Genomic DNA, 22,176 nt, shown 5'->3' on the forward strand with positions numbered 1-22,176 from the left:
ATTCGTTATTCTTTGTGGGGCGGCGGTGCAAGCACCTCACGGTTTCCGTTATGCCCCTGTGCACTTACGACACCACTCATTTCCATTTGTTCAACTAAGCGCGCTGCACGGTTGTAACCAATTCTAAATTTACGCTGCACGCTTGAGACACTGGCACGACGAGTTTCGGTAACAAATGCAACGGCCTCATCATAGAATGCATCGAATTCTTGGTCTTCGCCCTCGGGCTGCTCTCCTGGCAATAATACTTCTGCGGTTGCTTCGCCGTTAAGGATCTCATCAATGTACTCTGGCTCGCCGCGCTTCTGCCAGTCGGCCACTACCGCGTGTACTTCATGATCGTCAACAAACGCTCCGTGAACACGGGTAGGTACTGGGCTTCCCGGTGGAAGATAAAGCATATCACCCATACCTAGTAAGGTTTCTGCGCCTTGTTGGTCGAGTATAGTTCTAGAGTCTATTTTGCTTGATACCTGGAATGCACAACGGGTTGGGATGTTCGCTTTAATCAAACCGGTGATTACGTCTACCGATGGACGCTGCGTAGCAAGAATAAGGTGAATGCCTGCCGCACGGGCTTTTTGGGCAATACGCGCAATAAGCTCTTCAACTTTTTTGCCTACAATCATCATCATATCGGCAAATTCGTCCACTACCACAACAATAGCCGGAAGTTTTGCTAAGTCTGGCGCTTCGGCATCCATACTTTCTTCATTTTTCCAAAGCGGATCTTTAATTGGCGTACCATTAGCAATGGCTTCTTCTACCTTAGCGTTATAACCTTTGAGGTTACGCACACCAAGGGCGCTCATTAAGCGATAACGGCGTTCCATTTCACCTACACACCAACGAAGTGCATTGGCGGCCTCTTTCATGTCGGTCACAACCTCAGAAAGCAAGTGCGGTATACCTTCATACACCGAAAGTTCAAGCATCTTAGGGTCTATCATGATCATGCGAACGTCTTCAGGCGTGCTTTTATAAAGCAAACTCAAGATCATTACGTTTACACCCACAGATTTACCTGAACCTGTAGTACCAGCAACTAAAAGGTGAGGCATTTTAGCTAAATCAACCACTACTGGCTGACCAGAGATATCTGCACCCAACACCATGGTTAAAGGCGATTTATTAGACTGGAAGGTATCGCAGCTAATTACTTCACTTAAACGCACCATTTCGCGTTTTTTGTTGGGGAGTTCTAACCCAATAACCGACTTACCTGGAATAACCTCTACTACACGCACAGAAATAGCTGACATTGCACGGGCTAAATCTTTTGATAACCCTGTAATTTTACTTACTTTAACGCCAGGCGCTAGGTCTAGCTCAAAGCGCGTAATTACTGGGCCTGGGTACACACCCACTACAGTGGCTTCAATATTGAAATCAGCAAGCTTTTCTTCCACCAAGCGAGAAATTCCTTCAATCTCTTCTGGTGTTAACGGGTTCTCATGTTTGTCAGCACGTTCTAGCAAATCAAACGAAGGCATAGGTGGCAAATCAGGGTCAACCTCATTCGATTTCGCCTTAACAGGCTTAGCACCAAGTGCTGCAGGCGCGAATGCTTGATTGCTTTCTTGGCTCGCTGTTTGTGCCTGTTCTGTATGTGAATGCGCCTCTAGTGATTGAGGCGTTTGTGTCTGTGCTGCAGGCGCAGGTGTTTCACTAACATTTACGGAAGACGTAGGCTTACTTCCCGTTTCATAAGGCAAGTCTTCGTCAAACTCTTCTAGCTCGTCAAAGTTAATATGTGGGCTTTGCTGAACCTGAGGCTCACTTCGAGTATTTTCACTTTCTGACGACACTGGCTCATCTTGGTTAGAATTACCTAAACCTGATTTATCTTTAAAGCTACCCGTTACCGCATTACGCATACCTGATAGCGAAAATGCTGACTTCTTCGTCTCAGGTTCACTTTCGCCAGCGTTTGAAAGTGCTTCATCGCTTCGTAAGTTTTCGCTATCTTGTGTCGACTTACCTTCAGCTTGTGCGTTATCGCCGACATCATAAGTATAGAACGGTGGCTCATTATTAAGCTCATCAATACCGAAAGAGGGTTCATTGCGAGTCGAAGTTGCTCTCTGCGTAGGCGTTTGCGGTTGCTGTGACTGCTCCTGAACTTGTGCGGAAGAAGCTAAGGGTTCTGCTCGCATACTGGTAATATCCAGCTCGGAAGTATCGGTGCTTTCTTGATTTGATGATTTGTTGGCCAACGCGAGACGGGGCATTTCAAGTGCCAATAAACTTTGTGGTGCAGACAGGGTTTTACGCCCCAACCACAGCGTTCCTTCTCCCAACCTGTCAATAATAGTAAGCCAGCTAATACCTGTTAATAGCGTAAAGCCCGTACAGAAAAAGCAAAGCAGCAATAGAATAGTACCGGCAGTATTAAAGTACGGTATAAGCGCTGAACTAATCACATCACCAACAAAGCCGCCTGCTGAAAAGTTGTATATATCATCAAAATTGATACTGGCGATGCCCGTTGCGCCAAGGGCCATTAATAACCCACCGATAATTCTCAACCCAATGGTGAGATAGTCGAATTCGTCCAATTCTTTAATGTGCTGAAAAAGGAACCACCCTAAAAATGCAGAGCCAAATGGGAGCAAATAAGCGAGAAAACCAAACGAAAATAGCAATAAGTCTGCAACCCATGCCCCAGTCGCGCCAACCCAATTGTGAATGTCTAATTGTAAACCAGCCTGACTCCAACCTGGATCACCTGGATGAAAAGATACTAGTGCCAGCAATAAGAAAAAGGCGAAAACACAGGCGATAATCATGCCTGCTTCCCACACTCGCTGAACCCCTGTTAATCGCGCCATAACCCTAAAGAACCTTCAATTTCTATCGCATGTAGTTTTATATCGACTAAGAGTCTTAGTCTATACGTACTATCTTTGCGCTAAACGCTACAAAGAGCTTAGCGAACTCTTTGCAATCCCTACATAATTATTATTTGAGTAATTTGGTAAGTAGCTGAACCTAATGATAAAACTATCGGTATGCTCCCCTACCCTATTGTATGTGAACCGCAACAATCCTTTCGTTGCACACAAACACTGTATTTTTGCACAGCCTACCATAAAAACCCACTATTGAGCCATGGTTTCATTACTTCAAATTAATGCGCAGTGATGATGTGCTTTTTACTTCTTCCATCACAACATATGTCCGCGACTCACTTACCCCCGGTAAACGCAACAATGTATCACCCAACAGTTTTCTATAACTGCCCATATCCGCAACACGCGCTTTTAATAAGAAGTCGAAATCACCAGAGACCAAGTGACACTCTTGAATATCGTCATGTAGTTTTACCGCAGCAGAAAATTCTGCAAAGATATCCACCGATGTTTTGGTTAATGTAATCTCAACGAACACGAGCATAGCAGCGCCAAGCTTTTCTGGGTCAACTAAGGCGTGGTAGCCTTTTATATAGCCCTGAGCCTCTAATCTCTTGACTCTCTCTAAGCAAGGGCTTGGGCTTAAGCCGACTTCTTTAGCAAGTTCGACATTAGATATACGCCCGTTCTTCTGCAGTTGCACCAGTATATTCCTGTCTATTCGGTCAAGGTGTTTAGGCGTCTTCACCAACATATAAAATACCTCATAAGCTATCTTTCAAAGAATTATATGCCACACAAGCCCATTATTCAGCAGATAGTTCGTTTTTTTATGGCGTATACTCGCTAAATATGTTTACGGGCTTTCAAGACCGATTGCTACGAAACAAAGTTCAACCAGAGCCACATAGAAGCTCGTTATAAAATTGAGGACGATACATGTTAGTTGGTGTACCAAAAGAAATTAAGAACCACGAATATCGTGTTGGCTTGACGCCAGCAGCAGTAAAAGAATTTGTTACTCACGGTCATAGTGTTCTTGTTGAAACTAATGCTGGTGATGCTATCGGTTTCACTGACGAAATGTATGTAGATGCTGGTGCTGCGATTGCACCTACTGCTGAGCAAGTGTTTGCTGAAGCGGAAATGATTGTAAAAGTGAAAGAGCCTCAACCAAACGAATGTAAAATGCTTCGTAAGGGACAAACGCTTTATACTTACCTTCATTTAGCCCCAGATCCTACTCAAACTAAGTTATTAGTTGAGTCAGGCGCTACCTGCATTGCTTATGAAACAGTAACTGACGACCGTGGTGGGCTTCCACTACTTGCACCAATGAGTGAAGTAGCGGGCCGTATGTCAGTGCAAGCGGGCGCGCATTATCTAGAAAAAGCGCATGGCGGCAGCGGCACCCTTCTTGGTGGTGTACCTGGCGTAGCACCAGGCAAAGTTCTGGTAATTGGTGGTGGTGTTGTAGGAACTAACGCAGCGAAAATGGCACTTGGCCTTGGCGCTGATGTAACCATTTTAGACCGTTCACTTCCGCGTCTTCGCCAGCTTGATGATATCTTTAATGGCCAAGTTAAAACAGTTTACTCTACCGTTGATGCAATCGAGCAATACTCTTCTGAAGCAGACCTTGTTGTTGGTGCAGTACTTATTCCTGGCGCAGCAGCACCTAAACTACTTACTCGTGAACAAATTAAAGCGATGAAGCCGGGCTCTGTGCTTGTAGATGTTGCTATTGACCAAGGTGGCTGTTTTGAAACTTCTAAAGCCACTACGCACCAAGACCCAGTTTACGTTGTCGATGACGTAGTTCACTACTGTGTAGCTAACATGCCAGGCGGTGTTGCACGTACTTCTACTATGGCGCTTAACAATGCGACCTTGCCATTTGGTTTGGCTCTGGCAAACAAAGGCCCAGCCAAAGCTATGTTAGAAGACAAGCACCTGCTAAACGGCTTAAACGTTCACGAAGGTAAAGTAACCTATAAAGCGGTTGTTGATGCACTAGGTGAAGAACTAGGTTTAACCTATACGCCAGCTGAAGTAGCGCTTAAAGGCGAATAAGGTTTTTCGATTATTCCCAGAGCGTTCGAGCGCTTTGGTGAATAAAAAGCCTTAGATAATGGCATAAGAAAAAAAGCTCGGTATGTGAATACCACATCCGAGCTTTTTTGTATCTGATAACTTAGTGACGAGATAAACTTAACTTTTATTGCTTTAACACTTTGATTCCAAGATATCCTGGTAGCGCTTTCAGTGCGTAACTCACCCTGTATCAAGCCAAATAACTAAGCGTACAAAAGGTTTCTTAAGTCGCGCTAACCGTTTATAGAAGTGTTTACAGTTTTTAATACAGCAATCGGGTCATCTGCTTTGGTAATAGGCCGTCCCATTACCAAATAACTCACGCCCGCTTTCATTGCATCAGGTGGGGTCATTACACGTTTTTGATCGCCGGCGTCTGCGCCTACTGGACGAATACCTGGCGTAACTAACAAAAAGTTCTCACTGTGTTTTTCGCGCAACGCACTGGCCTCTTGCGCTGAACAGACGATGCCGTCCAACCCTGCTTTTTCTGTTAGCGCTGCTAAACGCAATACTTGTTGTTCAGGTGTTACACCGCTTACCACATCTGCAAGCTGTGCCTCGTCCATGCTGGTAAGTACGGTAACCGCAATAAGCTTAGTTTGAGGATTACTGCTTGTTGCAATGGCTTCCTTCGCCGCTTGCATCATAGGTAGGCCGCCCGAAGCATGTACGTTTACCATCCATACACCCAGTTCCGCCGCTGCTTTGCACGCTTTCGCAACCGTATTTGGAATATCGTGGAATTTTAAATCTAGGAAAACATCAAAACCTTTGGCAATAAGCGCTTTTACAAATTCCGGCCCGAATAAGGTGAACATCTCCTTGCCCACTTTTAACTTGCACAAGCTTGAATCTAATTTGTCAACAAACGCCAATGCAGTGTCTTTATTGTCATAGTCTAATGCAACAATAACGCGTGGGTCATGCATGTTCTTTTATTCTCCGTCTAGCCCTTTGATAGGTTTTACTACGCCCCACTTTTTACAGCTAGGGCATAACCAATATAATTTTCGTCCAGAAAAGCCACAGCTGCCACAGCGATATTTAGGGCGCTGCAACATTTGCTTTTCTACTAACTCTTTAAGTAAACGTAAGCTATCAGCCGTGGTTTTATCTGAAAGCTGGTCAATATAAAGCCCCATAAGGGTTTTAAAGCCGCGCATGGTTGGACGTTTGCGAAGCTGTTCTAATAGGTATTCTGCGGCTTGCGCTGTTTCACCGCGTTTCATCAAAACATCAACCATGGCCAGGTAAGATGTAGCGCACTCTTGCCAGTGTGCTTCTAAGTTTTTCTGGAAACTATCCCAGTCGTCGGTTTCTTCGGCAATTTTTTCAAGGCTTGGTACGGCTTCGCTGAACCAATTAATATCGCGCTCTGCGACTTGCGTAAAATAGGCATTCGCGTCAGTGAAGCGTTTTTGATTAAGCGCAATATCACCTAACATTAGCCACGGTCTAACCGCATGCTCATCTGCATTAACTGCTTTCTGTAACAGGGTTAACGCTGCTCCCTGACTCTCGTTCTTTAACTCAACGGCTGCTTGCTCACAATAAAAGTGGGCAAGGCGTTCGCACAGTTCATCATTATCGCCATGACACTGCACCATGCGCTCAGCTAATTCTATTGCTCTTTCCCATTCTTTCGTGGTTTGATAGATGCTAAACAGCTGCTGCTGAGCAACTAGGTAATGTTTTTCACTGTTTAAAAGTTGAAGAAATGCGTTTTCTGCGCGCTCTAAAAAGCCCGCTTGCGTATAGTCGTGACCGAGTTCTCGAAGCGCATTTTCTCTTTGCGCTGGTTGTAGTTCGTCGCGACTAACCAAGTTTTGATGAACTTTAATAGCCCGGTCTATTTCCCCGCGATGACGGAAAAAACTGCCCATTGCAATATGGGTTTCAACCGTGTCGCTATTCACGTTAATCATTTTGATTAACGTATCAACGGCCTTATCCGGCTGGTCTGAAAGAAGGAAGTTCAGGCCTTTATAATAATGCTTAGATAGGATGCTTGACTGTTTTCGCTGCGCTTGACGGACACTATTGCGCCCCATTATCCAACCATACCCTGCCGCAACAGGTAAAAGTAGAAACAGCAGTTCGAGCATTAGTGGTCTTGTTCCAAACTCTGTATTTTCGATTTAGCAGACATCAACTGAACCCGTAATTTAAGCCAGCTCATAAGCATTATTAATATTCCTATGCCCACGCCTATAGACAGCGTTATCGCTATTAACGTTGATAAACGCAGATTCGCCTGAGCAATTAAATAATTAACTGTTACTTGCGCTTCATTTTGAGAGCCAATAACAAACGCGATGGCAAGAAGCACCAAAATGATGAGAAACGTTAGGATCCCTTTCAACACTCAACCCTTTTTTATTGATTTATTTACAAGAATAGCAAAATGCGAAAAGAGATAACACAAAAAGCGTATTGGAAATTTTAAGCCGCGCCTTCACCGTCGAGTTCATGGCGCTGGGGTTTTGCTATCAGGTTTTCTACCACTAAGTCATGATGAAGTGCCGACATATTTGTTATAAAAATGCAGTGTGTGTAGCCCGCCTGCATGGTTTCAAGCTTGTCATACATGGCTTTGTCTAGCTTAGAAAGCTGTGCTAGTCGCTTTTTGGTTAACGGCGTAATAGCTCCGTGACAGCGTACTGCGGTAACGTCAGTAGCACTTAGCTGTATTTTTTCCTCATCCAACTGAGTTTTGATTTGTGTGCGAAGTTTAGAGAACAAGAAGTCTCGTTCTTTGATGTACACTAAACGGCTGTCGCTCTTTCTCACACAATGGACTACTAATGCTTGTTCAGAGGTTTCTTTAAACATGGCTTCTAATATTTGGGATTTAGGCTTTGCCTGGCCCTTGTCTGCAAAGAAACCATGAAGCGGTATAATATTTTGTGTACGAGAAAAAGGATATAGATCGTCAGATGCGTCGCTCTGATAAACGGTTTTTAGCCTATCGAGCGTAAACCTATTCATTACGCAAAGTACCGATAACGAAGGCATGTGCCTTACTGCAAGCTCCCAAATGTAACGATGTGTGGAACGTTGAATACGCGCAATATCTCTTACTTTGAAATAAGCGGTATTCTCTTCAACCATATGATCGACGTTAGAGCTCACTTTAGCTTTACGTGTGTCTTCTACAAGGCACAGCCTGACCACGCCGGTTTCAGCTTGGTAGTGTACAACTTTATATTTTTCGCCTTTAATTTTCAGTTCCGGTACAGAAACCCGAATTTCTTTTTGAAGGTCGCTGTGTGGTGCTACCGTCAATTTCATACCGCTGGCGCTTAAATCGGCCACTCGCGCGTCAAGAGACGTAAGCAGGCCTACTTTAATGGAAGCTGGTTTGTCTATAACGTAGCGGGTTTCGCTCCGTCTATCTAAGTCTTCTTCCATGACATAATCTATGCGCCAATTATTACCGCTGGCTTTCAACGTTTTCGACAAAGGCTTAAAGTCACATTTTGCGGAAAGCGTTAAATTTGTGAGGTAGGCGGAGACATCTTTGCAGTATAAAACGTGGGAAACCTGAGCAAGCTGCTCAAAATCCTTACTGGCAATATCGTGAATAGCAAAGGCCTTTTGCTTATCTTCACGAGTTACACTATCTAAGCGACAGTGGGTACATATAAAGTCTTCACTTTTTGCAAGCAAGTATACAAGTGCATTAAGTTGCTTAAGTTCAAGTAGCTGCCTGTGCGTAGCGGTTATCTGTACGTTACCATTTTTGGTTTTAATATTGCCATGAAATACATAAGCTTCGTTGTATTTACGCAGTTCATCAACTAACGTGGCGAAAATAGGCTTATCTTGCAAACTTGCCAGTAGTTTTTCTGCATCATTGTGTTCAACATTTGCCTTAGTAAAAAGTGCAATTATAGGTTTGAGCGATTGCTTTTCAGGTGCAAGAAAAACAGGGAGCCACGGGCTATTTTCTAGAATACGGTCACGCTCGAGCTCTTGCATAGCACGCTCTATTTCTAGGTCACGTTGTAGCGGTTGCTTGTATGAAGTTACTGCTACATAGCGCTTTAGTGTTGCAAGAAAGCTCTTATCGACGTCGTCTATAAAGTTAAAGGTCGTTTCGTATTTTCCCAAATGCTTGTTGTATTTAACAGACTCTAATTCGAGCGTAATTTCTGTGGGTTCTTTGGTCAGGCCTTTAACTTCTGGGATAGTGAAAGTAATAATATCGCCAGTGGATGCATTTGGGGGCCTTTTTGTCTCCAGAGTAATACCTTGATGCGACATAGAGCTTATGGAGCAATGTCGACCTTTCTCAAATTCAGGTGAAGACAAAGTAAAGTTTGGGCGAATGGCAATGTCATCGCCAAAGTCGATATCGGTAAATGACTGACTCTCGACATTAAACGCGTCAACGATTTTTTTAAACTGTTCTTTTTTTATTTGGTTTTGGTAGAAGTCTGAGTTCATTACTGACTCAAACACACCTACAGTATACCTGTCTTGATAGAGTGACGTTTCGTTTTTAAGGATTTGCGCCCCTACCTTATCAAGACGCATTTGCACACCGAAGTGCTTAAATTTCATGACTGGAAACTGAGCAAAAGCAGAATTGTCGGCAGGTGCATCAGTCAGTGATGTTAATCGTACCACCTCTTCTTTCACGACCTTTCGGACACTACTAGGCAGACGCTTCGAAAACTTATTAATTCCTTCCAACAATCTATTTTGTTGTTCGTATGGAATTAACGCGCGAATGAGCGGCTGGTACTGTTTTATTATTGCTTGTTCATCGCCGGCTGACATTACTTCTATGTATACCGTTTATTATTATTTGAATAATATATAACCCTACTTTAGCCGGGGTCAATAGGTATAAAAATTTAAACGAATGTATATTGGGATATTCGTGATTTAGAGATGGGAGGTAGAGCAAAAATAGTGAAGTCGTGACCAAGGTTAATCGACAGGCACAAAAAAGCCGCTTTACAGCGGCTTTTAAAATGCATTATGCGATTGAGGCGTCTACCCTTTCGCGAAGCTCTTTACCAGGCTTAAAGTGCGGCACATATTTACCGTCTAGTTTCACTGTTTCACCCGTTTTAGGGTTTCTACCTACGCGTGGAGCGCGATAGTGAAGAGAGAAACTGCCAAAGCCTCTGATTTCAATACGCTCGCCCTTCTGAAGGGTTTGAGCCATTTGTTCTAGAAGCTCTTTAATTGCCAGTTCGAGTTCTTTCGCCGGAATATGACGCGCTTGATCCGCGAGCCGTTCAATTAATTCAGACTTGGTCATGTTTAACCTCATTGTCAATATTATTGTTTAAACAGCTATCGCGAATTGGGTGTGCAAATGCACACCCACAAAAGCATTATTCGCCTTTAGCAGCTTTAAATGCTTCTGCCATCGCGTTAGCGAAACCAACATCTTCTTGCTGGTTAACTTTATCGATAGCTTCTTTTTCGTCAGCCTGATCTTTCGCTTTAACAGATAGGTTAACAGTGCGGTTCTTACGGTCAACGCCCATGAACTTCGCTTCGATGCTATCACCAACGCTTGCTACTTCAGTTGCGTCTTCAACACGCTCTACAGCAAGATCTGCAACGCGGATGTAGCCGTCAACTTCTTCAGCTAGGTTTACAGTAACGCCTTTCGCATCAACTGCTGTTACTGTACCAGTAACGATAGCACCTTTCTTGTTATCTGTCAGATACTTGTTGAAAGGATCTTCTTCGATTTGCTTAACGCCAAGAGAAATACGCTCACGCTCTGGGTCGACTTGTAGTACAACAGCAGAGATTTCGTCGCCTTTCTTGTAGTCGCGAACCGCGTCTTCACCAGACTTGTTCCAGCTGATGTCAGAAAGGTGAACTAGACCGTCGATGCCGCCGTCAAGACCGATGAAGATACCGAAGTCAGTGATTGACTTGATCTTACCAGACACTTTGTCACCTTTTTCGTGTGACTCAGCAAATGTTTCCCAAGGGTTAGCAATGCACTGCTTAAGACCTAGAGAAATACGACGACGCTCTTCGTCAATTTCAAGAACCATTACATCTACAGTGTCACCTAGGTTAACAACTTTAGATGGGTGGATGTTCTTGTTAGTCCAGTCCATTTCAGAAACGTGTACAAGACCTTCAACGCCGTCTTCGATTTCAACGAAGCAGCCGTAGTCAGTAAGGTTAGTAACCTGACCTGTGATCTTAGTACCTTCTGGGTAACGAGACGCAATTTCTTGCCATGGATCGTTGCCCATTTGCTTCATACCAAGAGAAACGCGCTGCTTCTCTTTGTCGAACTTAAGTACTTTAACGTTGATTTCGTCACCAACATTCACGATTTCACTTGGGTGCTTAACGCGCTTCCAAGCCATATCAGTGATGTGTAGAAGACCGTCTACGCCACCAAGGTCAACGAACGCACCGTAATCGGTAAGGTTCTTAACGATACCCTTGATTTCGTGACCTTCTTCAAGGTTAGCAAGAAGCGTTTCGCGCTCTGCGCTGCTTTCTGCTTCGATAACTGCACGACGAGAAACAACAACGTTGTTACGCTTAGCGTCTAGCTTGATTACTTTAAACTCAAGCTCTTTGCCTTCAAGGTGTGTAGTGTCACGTACTGGACGTACGTCAACAAGAGAACCAGGAAGGAACGCGCGTACACTGTTAACTTCAACAGTGAAACCGCCTTTAACTTTACCGTTGATAACGCCTTTAATTGTAGCTTTATCTTCGTAAGCTTTTTCCAGCTCAACCCAAGCTTCGTGACGCTTCGCTTTTTCACGAGAAAGGATAGTTTCACCGAAACCATCTTCAACTGCATCTAGTGCAACGTCTACTTGGTCACCGATAGCGATTTCTAGTTCGCCTTCAGCATTTTTAAATTGGTCAGCTGGGATAGCACTTTCTGATTTCAAGCCTGCATCAACAAGAACGATGTCTTTGTCGATAGAAACAACAGTACCTTTTACAATTGAACCAGGACGTGTTTCTAGTTCTTGTAAGCTCTCTTCAAAAAGTTGTGCAAAATTTTCAGTCATAAGTCTCAAATAACTTTTAAGTTGATATCCACGCTTCTTATCCGGATAACGCGGGGTTATTAAATTTAGTCGCCACTTCCTGTAGCAACACTGCTTTGGATGCGATCAGCTCTCGTCATTAAAGGCGTGAGGAAATAATATCCATCGCTTTTTCAAAGACTTGGTCAATATCCAAGTCCGTTGAATCTATAATTACTGCATCTTGTGCCGGTACCAAAGGAGCCACCGCACGTTGTGTATCGCGCTCGTCTCTTGCCTTGATATCGGTTAAAAGGCGCGCAATATTAACATCCATGCCCTTTGCTTTCAACTGGCTATAGCGGCGTTCAGCGCGGGCTTCTGCGCTAGCTGTAAGGAAAATCTTTACAGGCGCATCAGGAAATACCACGGTACCCATGTCGCGACCATCGGCAACAAGACCTGGATCTTGTTGGAAAGCGCGCTGTCTGCGAAGTAACGCTTCGCGAACACGAGGTAATGCTGCAACTTTTGATGCCACAGCGCCAACTTCTTCAGTGCGAATATCGTCAGTAACGTCTTCGCCTTCTAAGATAATGCGAGTGGTATCGCCATTCGTCTCGAAACTAACATCAAGACCGGTTGCTAGAGGAACAACACATTCTTCATCATCACACGGAAGGTCGTGGTGAAGTGCAGCAACTGCTAATACGCGGTAAATTGCACCGCTATCTAGAAAGTGCCACCCTAATTTTTTTGCCAGCAAGCTACTTAATGTACCTTTGCCTGCACCACTAGGACCGTCAACCGTGACTACGGGTGTGGAATGCATACCTGCTCCATCGTTTAAATTACTAAAAATCGCGCGCAATTATACGCTTTAGTGAGAGATAAGCAATGCCGCCTCTTAGTGACGGCATTGTACATTAGGATAAATCTGATTCAGATCAACGAAGCAACTAAAGAGTTAACCTACGTAGCCCTTCATTAGCCTGTGACTTATTTATACAAGGCTTTTACGCGCTATATAGAGTTTTAAAGCGGGTAAAATAGTCGGGGAAGGTTTTACGTGTACAACCTGGGTCGTTAATTGTTACCGGGGTATCGCTTAATGCAACTAGAGAAAAGCACATTGCAATACGGTGGTCGTTATACGTATCTATTTCAGCATGTTTTAGTGAATCAGTTGGCCACACTTTTATGTAGTCGTGCCCTTCTTCTACTTTCGCACCTAGCTTTTGAAGCTCGGCCGCCATAGCCGCAAGTCGGTCTGTTTCTTTAACACGCCAGTTATAGATGTTAGTCAAGGTCGTTGGACCTTCAGCAAACAGCGCTGTAGTAGCAATGGTCATGGCAGCATCCGGAATATGGTTCATATCCATGTTTACGCCTTTAAGTGGCGCACCGGTTATTTCAACAAACTCATCGTTCCATACTACCTTTGCACCCATAGCTTCTAGCACGTCAGCAAAGCGGATGTCGCCTTGAATGCTTTTCTGCCCAATTCCGGTTACGCGTACCGTTCCGCCTTTAATGGCGCCGGCTGCAAGGAAGTAAGATGCCGAAGAAGCATCGCCTTCTACCATAAATTTACCTGGCGCAACGTACTTGGCGTTGCCAGAAACCGTAAACGTCTGGTAGTTGTCATTCTCTACAGTGACGCCAAATTTAGCCATGGTGTCTAATGTGATATCGATATAAGGCTTAGACACTAATTCGCCTTTAATACGAATAGTCACATCTCCTGAAAACAGGGGGGCTGCCATTAAAAGCGCTGTTAGAAATTGACTAGACACGCTGCCATCAACCGACATTTCGCCACCGTTTAATGTCTTACCTTTAATTTGAAGCGGAGGGTAGCCTTCATTTTTAAGGTAGGTGACGTCAGCATCTGCTTCGCGTAGCGCATCAACTAAATCGCCTATTGGGCGCTCTTCCATTCGCGGTTCACCCGTTAACACGGTATCCACGTTACTCGCAGCAAGTGCTGCGCATAAAGGACGCATTGCTGTACCTGCATTACCTAGGAACAGCTCTAGTGGTTCAGCTACCTCAAATGCGCCACCATTGCCTTGCACAACGCATTGAGTTTTATCTTCGCTTAAGCGATAGCTAACACCTAACTTTGTTAGTGCATTAAGCATATGCTCAATGTCTTCGCTATCTAACAAGTTTGTTAGTTCAGTTTCGCCTTCAGCTAACGCGGCAAGCAGTAGCGCTCGGTTAGACAGACTTTTTGAGCCAGGTACATTGACCTCTCCCGATACTTTTGCAATCGGGTCTAATGTTAACTGCTCCATTTTATCCATTCACTCTTTCAAATTCGCGCATAAATTCAACTAGCGCAACAATGCCCTCTACCGGCATTGCATTATAAATACTGGCACGCATGCCCCCTACCGAACGATGTCCTTTCAATGCAAGTAAACCTGCATCTTGCGATTGCTCAAGGAATAGCTTATCTAAATCAGGATTAGCCAAATGAAACGGCACGTTCATTTTAGAACGGTTGTCAGGATGAACTTTACTTGAATAGAAATCAGAACTATCAATGGCAGAATACAAAAGTGCAGACTTCTCTGCATTGAGCTTCGCCATAGCATCAACGCCGCCCATGTCTTTAAGCCACTCAAATACAAGCCCAGCTAAATACCATGAGAAAGTAGGCGGTGTGTTGTACATAGAGTCTGATTTTGCCGCTAATGCGTAGTCGAAAATAGAGGGCGTTTCTTTACGCGCTTTACCAACGAGGTCTTCGCGAACAATGACCACAGACAAACCGCTTGGCCCGATATTCTTTTGTGCGCCGGCGTATATAACACCGTGTTTTGCCACGTCTAGCGGTTGTGACAATATCGTCGAGGACATGTCAGAAACCAGCGGCACATTACCAGATTCGGGCAGCCATTCATAAGCAATGCCATCTACCGTTTCGTTTGGACAAAAATGATAGTAGGCCGCAGACTGATCGATATCGCTAACATCAGGCTTAGCGATATAGTGAAGCCCGTCTTTTTCTGTAACGTCGCCCACAACTACCGCATTATTGTATTTATTCGCTTCACTCACCGCGCCTTTTGACCAAGAGCCGCTCACTAAGTGAAGGCTGGTATCACCAGCGGATGATAAATTGAGGGGAACAGCAGCAAATTGACCGCGTCCACCACCATGTGTGAAAAGCACATGGTAGTTAGACGGCACAGATAGCAAGTCACGCAAATCCTGCTCTGCTTTTGCGGCTATCTCAATGAAGTCTTTACCACGATGGCTAACTTCCATTACAGAACAGCCTAAATCGCGCCAATTTGTAAATTCTGATTGTGCCTTTTCCATCACTTCTTTAGGAAGCATGGCCGGCCCAGCACTAAAGTTAAAAACCTCTTTCATTGCGTTTTTCAACACCTGTAGATAAGCACCGTTCAACCCGCTTTATAACAAACATTTTGCGGGCCTATTAGGTAAACAAGCGGCAAAAGCCGCTTGTTTGAAAGAACACTGATAATGCGCAAGTATGAATACCTGCGCCCTATCCCTACTCTTCTGTCGTTGAGCCGTCACCGTCTTCTGCGGTGTTCTCTTGCTCTTGAACAGCAGTTTCTGCTTGTTCTGGCGCATCTTCTGAAATGATTGGGTTACCGTCCTCATCGAGTTCCTGTAACTCTGCCACTTCTTCAATACGCTGTAACCCTACAACGTGCTCACCTTCTACTGTACGTATCAAGCGAACGCCCTGTGTGTTACGGCCTACTACTGACACTTCGCCTACACGGGTACGAACCAGTGTACCTTGGTCACTAATAAGCATAATTTCGTTGGTTTCGTCTACCTGAACCGCACCAACCACTTTACCGTTACGCTCGGACACCTTGATTGACACAACACCTTGTGTCGCACGGCTCTTCGCAGGGTAATCTTCAAGTGGAGTACGCTTACCGAAACCATTCTCTGTCGCTGTCAGGATTGGACCATCGCCTTTTGGAACAATAAGTGATACCACTTTTTGTCCATCTTGAAGACGAATACCGCGAACACCTGTTGCCGTTCTTCCCATTGGACGAAGTGCCAGAAGCTCTTCACCCGTCTCTGGGTCACGCTTAACTTCACCGGTTTCGCTGTCGCGAAGCTTCTCGTTAAAACGAACTACTTTACCCGCGTCAGAGAACAACATGATGTCGTCATCACCGTGGGTAATATCAACACCAATTAGCTCATCACCTTCATTTAGGTTAACAGCGATAATACCGCTTGAACGAGGGCGAGAGTATAGGCTTAGGTCAGTCTTTTTAACTGTACCGTTTGCCGTTGCCATAAGTACAAACTTGCCTTCTTCAAATTCTTTAATAGGAAGAATAGCAGTAATACGTTCGTTTTCTTCAAGCGGTAGAATGTTAACAATTGGGCGTCCGCGCGCATTTCGGCTAGCGAACGGCAATTGATACACTTTCAACCAGTATAAGCGGCCACGGGTTGAGAAGCACAATATGTGATCGTGTGTATTCGCAACAAGAAGCTTTTCGATGAAGTCTTCATCTTTCATCTTAGTTGCAGACTTACCACGACCGCCACGACGCTGTGCTTCGTAGTCTGTAAGCTTCTGGTACTTCACATAACCTTCGCGAGAAAGCGTTACAACAACGTCTTCTTGCTCAATAAGATCTTCAATATCTATATCGTGGCTTGCAGCGGTAATTTCAGTACGACGCTCATCACCAAACTCATCGCGAACTTTTTCAAGTTCTTCTTGAATCACTTCCATCAAACGCTCTGGGCTATTAAGGATGTGAAGAAGTTCTGCGATTAGCTCTAGAAGTTGCTTGTACTCTTCAAGGATCTTCTCGTGCTCAAGACCCGTTAGCTTGTGTAAGCGTAGGTCAAGAATTGCTTGCGCCTGCTGTTCCGTTAGGTAGTACTTGCCGTCGCGGATACCAAATTCCGGCATTAGCCAGTCTGGACGCGCTGCGTCATCGCCTGCGCGCTCAAGCATTTGCGCTACGTCGCCTAAGTCCCAACCTTGTGCAACAAGCGATTTCTTCGCATCTGCAGGGCTCTGCGATGCTTTTATCAACTCAATAATTGGGTCGATATTAGCAAGCGCAATTGCCAAACCTTCAAGGATGTGGGCACGATCACGGGCTTTGCGTAATTCAAATACAGTTCGGCGTGTTACCACTTCCCGGCGGTGAAGAATAAAGGCTTCAAGCGTTTCTTTAAGGTTAAATACTTTAGGCTGACCATTGTCTAGCGCAACCATATTGATACCGAATACCGTTTGAAGCTGGGTATTCGCATATAAATGGTTAAGCAGAACTTCGGCAGATTCGTTACGTTTAACTTCAATAACAATGCGCATGCCGTCTTTATCAGACTCATCACGCAGTGCCGAAACACCTTCAATACGCTTCTCTTTTACCAGTTCAGCGATCTTTTCAATAAGACGTGCTTTGTTAACTTGGTAAGGGATCTCGTTAACAACAATGGTTTCTTTACCGTTGTTGTCTGTTTCAATTTCCGCTTTAGCACGAAGATAGATTTTACCGCGACCGGTGCGGTAAGCATCTTCGATACCTTTACGACCGCTGATCATCGCTGCCGTTGGGAAATCAGGGCCAGGAATATGCGTCATCAAATCATCAATGGTAATTGATGGGTCTTGAATTAAAGCGACACAGCCGTTGATCACTTCAGTCAGGTTATGCGGCGGTATGTTTGTCGCCATACCAACTGCGATACCTGATGAACCGTTAACTAAAAGGTTAGGTACCTTAGTTGGTAATACTTCAGGGATGAATTCAGTACCGTCATAGTTAGGTACAAAATCAACGGTTTCTTTATCTAAATCGGCAAGTAATTCGTGCGCAATTTTCGCCATGCGAACTTCGGTATAACGCATCGCAGCGGCAGAGTCGCCGTCTACAGAACCAAAGTTACCTTGACCGTCAACCAACATGTAGCGCAGTGAAAACGGTTGGGCCATACGAACGATAGTGTCGTAAACCGCAGAGTCACCGTGAGGGTGATATTTACCAATTACGTCACCTACCACACGGGCAGATTTTTTGTATGGCTTGTTAAAGTCGTTTTTCAGTTCGTTCATTGCGAACAGCACACGACGGTGCACTGGCTTCAAGCCATCTCTTACGTCAGGCAAGGCTCGCCCGACAATAACGCTCATCGCGTAATCAAGGTAGGAGTTCTTTAACTCTTCCTCAATATTAACGGGGAGGATTTCTTTAGCGTTATCAGACATAAACTGCTTAATCCCTTTATTTTGGTTTGTTCTGCGTTATCCAGCGCTTTACTTCACATCATTGTGAAAGCAAGGCTTGGGAGCGCACTGTTGTTATTATGTGGGTCATAATCGTGCTTCGAGTGTACCACTTGATGACAGAATTATGTAGCGCTTAATTACGCTTATTAATCAACTAAAAGGCAAGCGATTATTTTTCGCTCATCCCTTCGTATAATTTAGCTATTTCTGTTTAAAAACAGTGAAACATAACCTGAATTTACGATATCTTAAAAAGAGATAGGTTAAGGATTGTTTTACTAATGACGAACGTCGATCAACAAGAAATCAATAAATTCTCTGAACTTGCGTCTCGCTGGTGGGATCCAGAAGGCGAATTCAAGCCACTACACCTTATTAACCCACTCCGCCTAGACTTCATTAATCAACATAGCCAAGGGTTATTTGATAAGAAAGTCGTGGACATAGGTTGTGGTGGCGGCATTCTCGCTGAATCTATGGCCCGTGCTGGTGCAATAGTGACAGGTTTAGATATGGCTGAAGCGTCGTTAGAAGTGGCCAAACTTCACGGTTTAGAGTCTGGGGTTAAAGTTGACTACGTCTGCTCAACGGCTGAAGCATTTGCTGACGCAAACGCAGGTCAGTTCGATGTAGTAACTTGTATGGAGATGTTAGAGCACGTGCCCGACCCTGCCTCTGTTGTTATGGCCTGCGCAAAGTTAGTAAAACCTGGCGGCCACGTTTTCTTCTCTACACTGAACAGAAACCTGAAGTCATATCTGATGGGGATCCTCGGCGCAGAATACATTCTGAAATTAGTACCTAAAGGTACGCACGATCACGGAAAATTTATAAAGCCTTCAGAACTTATGGCAATGACGGATCAAGCAGGTTTGCTTCCTCGCGACATGACAGGTCTGCATATGGACCCGATTTCTCAAGGCTTTTATCTTTCGTCTAATAACGTAGACGTAAACTACTTACTATATACAGTAGCGCAAAGTTAATTTAACACTATATGTTGGGCTGCGGTGATATTTTAAACACCATATATCGTGTCTGTATAAAAATTGAATTCTAAGAATAAATTAATTTTTATACTTAAGATTTTGTTTAAAACGCTTGCATTCCAGATATTTTACGCTTGTAGAACGCTAAAAAGTTAGTTGTTACTAACATAAATTTCATGCCAGATTGAGTGCTTGAAATACCACCAGATATTGGGTTGCAATCAAGACAAAACCTCACTATCTTGTGTTTAATTCAGCACGGGATCCCACCAATAATTTTTCGGGATCTCAACTAATGACAAACTGTCTCTGGGACACCACTGATAGTTTGAAACAATAATCTCGCTGAAAACAAAAAAGCAGTAAAGAATTTAATGAGCAGTCTCTACTACAATACTTCTTGGTATTAGTTTAGGCCGCTTTTTGTGTGTGTTTTTAACTGGCGTGAGCCAACAACATTAACAACATACGCATTTAAAATTAAAACGAAAATGGGCAATAGATAGCCCACGCATCAAGCGCTAACAGACAAACGGCCAGTAACATGAACAACAACTTATTCGTCACCAAACGAAACGGTGAAAAAGAGTCCATCGACTTAGAAAAAATCCACAAAGTCGTTACATGGGCAGCCAAAGGATTAAACAACGTTTCTGTTTCACAAGTTGAAATAAAAGCGCAAATTCAGTTCTATGACGGCATTAATACCAGCGAGATCCACGAAACACTGATTAAGTCAGCGGCTGACCTGATCTCTACTGATGCGCCAGACTACCAGTACTTGGCAGCGCGCTTGGCTATCTTCCATCTTCGTAAGAAAGCGTACGGACAATTTGAGCCGCCAGCGTTACTTGAACACGTTGGAAAAATGGTAGATTTAGGAAAGTACGACAAGCATTTACTTGAAGACTACACGCCTGAAGAATTCGCAGAGATGGAAACCTATATTGACCATTGGCGCGATATGAACTTCAGCTATGCTGCGGTTAAACAACTTGAAGGCAAGTATTTAGTTCAAAACCGTGTTACTGGTGAAATTTATGAAAGTGCACAGTTCCTTTATATTCTTGTAGCAGCGTGTCTTTTCGCAAATTACGACAAAGCGACGCGTATGGACTATATTCGTCGTTTCTACGATGCTGCATCAACGTTTAAGCTATCGCTACCTACTCCAATTATGGCCGGCGTACGAACGCCTACGCGTCAATTCAGCTCGTGCGTACTTATTGAAACAGGCGACAGCCTAGACTCAATTAACGCAACGGCAAGCGCGATAGTTAAATACGTAAGCCAACGCGCGGGCATCGGTGTAAACGCAGGGCGCATTCGTGCACTGGGTAGCCCTATTCGCGGTGGTGAAGCATTCCACACTGGTTGTATTCCGTTCTACAAATACTTCCAGACCGCAGTAAAAAGCTGTTCACAAGGTGGCGTTCGTGGTGGTGCGGCCACGTTGTTCTACCCTATCTGGCATATGGAAGTAGAATCTCTACTAGTGCTCAAGAATAACCGTGGTGTAGAAGAAAACCGTGTACGTCACTTAGACTACGGTGTTCAGTTCAACAAACTGATGTATCAACGCATGATGAAAGATGGCTACATTTCATTATTTAGCCCATCTGACGTACCAGGTCTTTATGATGCGTTCTTCGCCGATCAAGACAAGTTTGAAGAGCTATACGTTAAATACGAAAACGACGACAGCATCCGTAAGAAGCAAATTAAAGCTATGGAACTGTTTAGCTTGTTCATGCAAGAGCGCGCAAGTACAGGTCGCATATATCTTCAAAACGTTGACCATTGTAATACGCATAGCCCATTCAACCCAGAAGTTGCGCCAGTTCGTCAAAGTAACTTGTGTCTTGAAATTGCGCTACCGACTAAACCACTTCAACACGTTAACGACGAAAATGGTGAAATTGCCCTTTGTACGCTGTCTGCATTTAACTTAGGTGCAATTGAATCAGTTGATGAGTTTGAAGAGCTTGCCGATCTTGCAGTACGTGCTCTTGATAATCTACTTGATTACCAAGACTACCCTGTTCCTGCTGCGTACAACGCAACTATGGGTCGTCGTACTCTGGGCGTGGGTGTTATCAACTTTGCTTATTACCTTGCTAAGAACGGCGTTAAATATTCAGATCATAGTGCGAACGGTTTAGTCCACCGCACGTTTGAAGCAATGCAGTACTACCTACTGAAAGCGTCGAACAACCTGGCTAAAGAGAAAGGTGCGTGTCCTAAGTTTAACGAAACTACCTACTCGCAAGGCATCATGCCAATTGACAGCTACAAGAAAGACCTTGATAGCGTGTGCAATGAACCGCTTCATTATGACTGGGATGCATTACGTGAAGAAGTTAAAACACACGGACTACGCAACTCTACACTGTCTGCATTAATGCCTTCAGAGACATCTTCGCAGATCTCTAATGCGACCAACGGTATTGAGCCACCGCGCGGTTTTATTAGCATTAAGTCGAGTAAAGACGGTGTACTTAAGCAAGTTGTACCTGAATACGAAACTTTAAAAGATAAATACGAGTTACTTTGGGATATCCCTTCTAACGATGGTTACCTGCAACTTGTGGGTATCATGCAGAAGTTTATCGACCAAACTATCTCTGCAAACACTAATTACGACCCAAGCCGTTATGAAGGTAACAAGGTCCCAATGAAGCTTCTGCTTAAAGACCTTCTTACTACTTACAAGCTTGGTGTTAAGACACTTTATTATCATAACACTCGTGACGGTGCTTCAGACACCTCGGCGTTAGACGCTAAAGCAAACGAGCCTATGCCACGTCAAGAAGAAGTCGTAGTAGAGGAAGATGATGATTGTGCAGGCGGTGCGTGTAAAATCTAATACACGCCCTTTTGCAAAAATGGCAGGTTCGTAAAAGGATTTTACGGTAAAGCCTGCCATTAACGTTTCGCAGCAAGAACACAAACAATAATACGCGTTAATCATTAAGTTTTTAGTTAGGCCA

15 protein-coding genes are annotated in these 22,176 nt (G+C 44.2%); 3 read left to right on the top strand and 12 right to left on the bottom strand.

The features are described from left to right. Positions 1-5: 5 nt before the first annotated feature. Together PCAR9_RS20215 and lrp are read right to left on the bottom strand one after the other, a co-directional pair. Positions 6-2,831, bottom strand: a complete 2,826-nt coding sequence (locus PCAR9_RS20215; RefSeq protein ID WP_179983536.1) for a DNA translocase FtsK — start codon at positions 2,829-2,831, stop codon at positions 6-8. Positions 2,832-3,120: 289 nt separating this feature from the next. Next, positions 3,121-3,606, bottom strand: a complete 486-nt coding sequence (gene lrp, locus PCAR9_RS10480) for a leucine-responsive transcriptional regulator Lrp (RefSeq protein ID WP_179983537.1) — start codon at positions 3,604-3,606, stop codon at positions 3,121-3,123. A gap of 185 nt (positions 3,607-3,791) precedes the next feature. Here lrp and ald point away from each other — a divergent pair, with 185 nt between their 5' ends. Beyond that, positions 3,792-4,925: an alanine dehydrogenase gene (gene ald / locus PCAR9_RS10485; RefSeq protein ID WP_179983538.1), complete on the top strand. Its 1,134-nt coding sequence runs from the start codon at positions 3,792-3,794 to the stop codon at positions 4,923-4,925. Between the two features lie 254 nt (positions 4,926-5,179). On the opposite strand, the gene pyrF is transcribed toward ald, so the two are convergent. From pyrF to gyrA, 10 genes are all read right to left on the bottom strand, one after another. Beyond that, positions 5,180-5,878, bottom strand: coding sequence for an orotidine-5'-phosphate decarboxylase (pyrF, locus tag PCAR9_RS10490; RefSeq protein ID WP_179983539.1), 699 nt, complete (start codon positions 5,876-5,878; stop codon positions 5,180-5,182). Between the two features lie 6 nt (positions 5,879-5,884). Next, positions 5,885-7,054 (bottom strand): lipopolysaccharide assembly protein LapB, encoded by a 1,170-nt coding sequence (gene lapB / locus PCAR9_RS10495; protein WP_179983540.1) that lies wholly within the window; start codon positions 7,052-7,054, stop codon positions 5,885-5,887. Further along, positions 7,054-7,311, bottom strand: a complete 258-nt coding sequence (locus PCAR9_RS10500) for a LapA family protein (RefSeq protein WP_179985207.1) — start codon at positions 7,309-7,311, stop codon at positions 7,054-7,056. Before PCAR9_RS10500 ends, lapB begins: the two co-directional genes overlap by 1 nt. An 80-nt stretch (positions 7,312-7,391) precedes the next feature. Further along, positions 7,392-9,734, bottom strand: a complete 2,343-nt coding sequence (locus PCAR9_RS10505; RefSeq protein ID WP_179983541.1) for a PilZ domain-containing protein — start codon at positions 9,732-9,734, stop codon at positions 7,392-7,394. 202 nt (positions 9,735-9,936) lie between these two features. Continuing rightward, positions 9,937-10,224, bottom strand: a complete 288-nt coding sequence (gene ihfB / locus PCAR9_RS10510) for an integration host factor subunit beta (RefSeq protein ID WP_014949641.1) — start codon at positions 10,222-10,224, stop codon at positions 9,937-9,939. Between the two features lie 76 nt (positions 10,225-10,300). Continuing rightward, entirely contained in the window at positions 10,301-11,971 is a 1,671-nt protein-coding gene (gene rpsA / locus PCAR9_RS10515) for a 30S ribosomal protein S1 (protein ID WP_179983542.1), read from the bottom strand. A 118-nt stretch (positions 11,972-12,089) separates the two neighbouring features. After that, positions 12,090-12,761, bottom strand: coding sequence for a (d)CMP kinase (gene cmk, locus PCAR9_RS10520; RefSeq protein ID WP_014976668.1), 672 nt, complete (start codon positions 12,759-12,761; stop codon positions 12,090-12,092). Between the two features lie 184 nt (positions 12,762-12,945). Further along, on the bottom strand, positions 12,946-14,229 hold the full coding sequence (gene aroA / locus PCAR9_RS10525; protein ID WP_179985208.1) for a 3-phosphoshikimate 1-carboxyvinyltransferase: 1,284 nt from the start codon (positions 14,227-14,229) through the stop codon (positions 12,946-12,948). 1 nt (position 14,230) lies between these two features. Continuing rightward, positions 14,231-15,316, bottom strand: coding sequence for a 3-phosphoserine/phosphohydroxythreonine transaminase (gene serC / locus PCAR9_RS10530; protein ID WP_179983543.1), 1,086 nt, complete (start codon positions 15,314-15,316; stop codon positions 14,231-14,233). Positions 15,317-15,461: 145 nt separating this feature from the next. After that, positions 15,462-18,176, bottom strand: a complete 2,715-nt coding sequence (gyrA, locus tag PCAR9_RS10535) for a DNA topoisomerase (ATP-hydrolyzing) subunit A (protein WP_179983544.1) — start codon at positions 18,174-18,176, stop codon at positions 15,462-15,464. Positions 18,177-18,478: 302 nt separating this feature from the next. Between gyrA and ubiG the strand changes: the two genes are divergently transcribed. Together ubiG and nrdA are read left to right on the top strand one after the other, a co-directional pair. Then, on the top strand, positions 18,479-19,183 hold the full coding sequence (gene ubiG, locus PCAR9_RS10540) for a bifunctional 2-polyprenyl-6-hydroxyphenol methylase/3-demethylubiquinol 3-O-methyltransferase UbiG (RefSeq protein ID WP_179983545.1): 705 nt from the start codon (positions 18,479-18,481) through the stop codon (positions 19,181-19,183). Positions 19,184-19,730: 547 nt separating this feature from the next. Continuing rightward, positions 19,731-22,052 carry a class 1a ribonucleoside-diphosphate reductase subunit alpha gene (gene nrdA / locus PCAR9_RS10545; protein ID WP_179983546.1) on the top strand — a complete coding sequence of 774 codons (2,322 nt, stop codon included), beginning with the start codon at positions 19,731-19,733 and terminating at the stop codon, positions 22,050-22,052. Positions 22,053-22,176: the final 124 nt, after the last annotated feature.

Origin of the sequence: Alteromonas macleodii (assembly GCF_903772925.1) — a bacterium.
Taxonomy (GTDB): Bacteria; Pseudomonadota; Gammaproteobacteria; order Enterobacterales; family Alteromonadaceae; genus Alteromonas; species Alteromonas macleodii_A.

Coding starts and splice junctions, on each gene's coding strand:
- ubiG (WP_179983545.1), top strand. CDS start 18,479: ATGACGAACGTCGATCAACAAGAAATCAATAAATTCTCTGAACTTGCG.
- pyrF (WP_179983539.1), bottom strand. CDS start 5,878: ATGCATGACCCACGCGTTATTGTTGCATTAGACTATGACAATAAAGAC.
- cmk (WP_014976668.1), bottom strand. CDS start 12,761: ATGCATTCCACACCCGTAGTCACGGTTGACGGTCCTAGTGGTGCAGGC.
- PCAR9_RS10505 (WP_179983541.1), bottom strand. CDS start 9,734: ATGTCAGCCGGCGATGAACAAGCAATAATAAAACAGTACCAGCCGCTC.
- serC (WP_179983543.1), bottom strand. CDS start 15,316: ATGAAAGAGGTTTTTAACTTTAGTGCTGGGCCGGCCATGCTTCCTAAA.
- aroA (WP_179985208.1), bottom strand. CDS start 14,229: ATGGAGCAGTTAACATTAGACCCGATTGCAAAAGTATCGGGAGAGGTC.
- rpsA (WP_179983542.1), bottom strand. CDS start 11,971: ATGACTGAAAATTTTGCACAACTTTTTGAAGAGAGCTTACAAGAACTA.
- lapB (WP_179983540.1), bottom strand. CDS start 7,054: ATGCTCGAACTGCTGTTTCTACTTTTACCTGTTGCGGCAGGGTATGGT.
- ihfB (WP_014949641.1), bottom strand. CDS start 10,224: ATGACCAAGTCTGAATTAATTGAACGGCTCGCGGATCAAGCGCGTCAT.
- lrp (WP_179983537.1), bottom strand. CDS start 3,606: ATGTTGGTGAAGACGCCTAAACACCTTGACCGAATAGACAGGAATATA.
- ald (WP_179983538.1), top strand. CDS start 3,792: ATGTTAGTTGGTGTACCAAAAGAAATTAAGAACCACGAATATCGTGTT.
- nrdA (WP_179983546.1), top strand. CDS start 19,731: ATGAACAACAACTTATTCGTCACCAAACGAAACGGTGAAAAAGAGTCC.
- gyrA (WP_179983544.1), bottom strand. CDS start 18,176: ATGTCTGATAACGCTAAAGAAATCCTCCCCGTTAATATTGAGGAAGAG.
- PCAR9_RS20215 (WP_179983536.1), bottom strand. CDS start 2,831: ATGGCGCGATTAACAGGGGTTCAGCGAGTGTGGGAAGCAGGCATGATT.